2 protein-coding genes are annotated in these 1,652 nt (G+C 66.0%); both read left to right on the plus strand.

What is annotated here, in order from left to right:
* Positions 1-1,376, plus strand: a 1,376-nt coding sequence (locus EN935_RS34985) for a glycine cleavage T C-terminal barrel domain-containing protein (protein WP_281040394.1), incomplete at its 5' end; no start/stop codon positions are given.
* Positions 1,377-1,388: 12 nt separating this feature from the next.
* Positions 1,389-1,652, plus strand: a 264-nt coding sequence (locus tag EN935_RS34990; RefSeq protein ID WP_206534652.1) for a trimethylamine methyltransferase family protein, incomplete at its 3' end; no start/stop codon positions are given.

Genomic DNA, 1,652 nt, shown 5'->3' on the forward strand with positions numbered 1-1,652 from the left:
GCGGCGTCATGGCCGGTTTCAGCCAGGGCGGCGGGGTCGGCAAATCGCTGGCCGAATGGATGATTTATGGCGAGCCGCAGGCCGACATCTTCGGCATGGACATTGCCCGCTACGGTGCCTTCGCCGCCAACCGCGAATATCTCAGGCAGACGACGCGCCAGTTCTATTCGCGCCGCTTCGTCATGACCTTTCCCAATGAGCGGCTGCCGGCCGGGCGGCCTCTGAAACGCCCCGGCGCCTATGACGGGATGAGCGCGGCGGGATGCGAATGGACGGCGTCATGGGGGCTGGAAATCCCGGCCTATTTCGCGCCGATGGGGTTTGCCGAGAACACGACGCTGCGACGCTCCAACGCCTTCGACATTGTTGGCGACGAGGCGCTGCAGGTGCGGCGCGCCGCCGGTCTCGTCGATATCTCGGCCTATTCGCGCTATGCGGTATCCGGGCCCGGCGCCGAAGCGTGGCTCGATCGGCTGCTCGCCTGCAAGCTACCGAAACCGGGACGGGCCAGTCTGGCGCCGATGCTCGGCCATGACGGACGGCTGAAGGGCGACCTGACCGTCTTCAACTGGGGCGGCGGCACCTATTGGCTGATGGGCTCCTACTATCTCCGGGAATTCCACATGCGCTGGTTCGAGAGCCATGCGGCTGCGGGCGTCACCGTCGCCGATTTGTCCGACACGATGGCCGGCTTCCTGCTGACCGGGCCGAATGCGCGCAAGATCCTGGAGCGCACGACGCATCAGGACGTGTCCGGCGCAGCATTGCCTTTCATGGCCTGCGGCGCATTCGACATCGGCATGGTGCAGGCGCGTGTGGCGCGGCTGTCGATATCAGGCGAACTCGGCTTTGAAATCAGTTGCCCCGCCACCATGCATGCCACTCTGCGCGAAACGCTGCTGGCCGCCGGCGAGGATCTTGGCTTGGCCGAAATCGGCTATTATGCGCTCAATGCATTGCGGCTTGAAAAGAGCTTCGGCATCTGGTCGCGCGAATTCACTCAAGGGTATACGCCCGGCCTGACCGGCCTCGACCGCTTCATCGCTTTCGGCAAGGGTGATTTCATCGGCCGCGAAGCGGCGCTGAAGGAGCGGGAGGCCGGTAGCCGCCAATGCCTGGTGACCTTGGAAATCGATGCGCTCGACGCCGACGCCAGCGGCTTCGAGCCGGTCTGGCACCAGGGCCGGCGCGTCGGCTTCGTCACGTCGGGCGGCTATGGCTACACGGTCGGCAAGAGCCTGGCGCTGGCGCTCGTCGACCGCGATTTCGCGGGCGAGGGCACAGCGCTCTCGGTGCATGTCGTGGGTGAGGAGCGGCCGGCGCGTGTCGTCGCGGCCTCGCCTTACGATCCCCTGGGCAAGGCGATGCGGCAATGAGGAGGATTTCTGATGGTCGATGACGCGGCTCGGGACAGCAGGCGCGAACGCCGGCGTGGACGCACAGGCGAGGCCGGCAGCGAAAGCAGCCGCCGGCCCAATTACCATTCGCTGAAGAACCCGTTCCTGCCGCAGCCGATCTTTTCGGACGATCAGGTGGCATCGATCCACGACACGGCGCTGCGGGTGCTGGAAGAGCTCGGCATCAAGGTGCTGCTGCCGCAGGCGCGTGAGCATTTCGCCCGCGCCGGCGCCCTGGTCGATCCGGACACCGAC

Origin of the sequence: Mesorhizobium sp. M7D.F.Ca.US.004.03.1.1 (genome assembly GCF_003998635.1) — a bacterium.
Lineage (GTDB): Bacteria > Pseudomonadota > Alphaproteobacteria > Rhizobiales > Rhizobiaceae > Mesorhizobium > Mesorhizobium loti.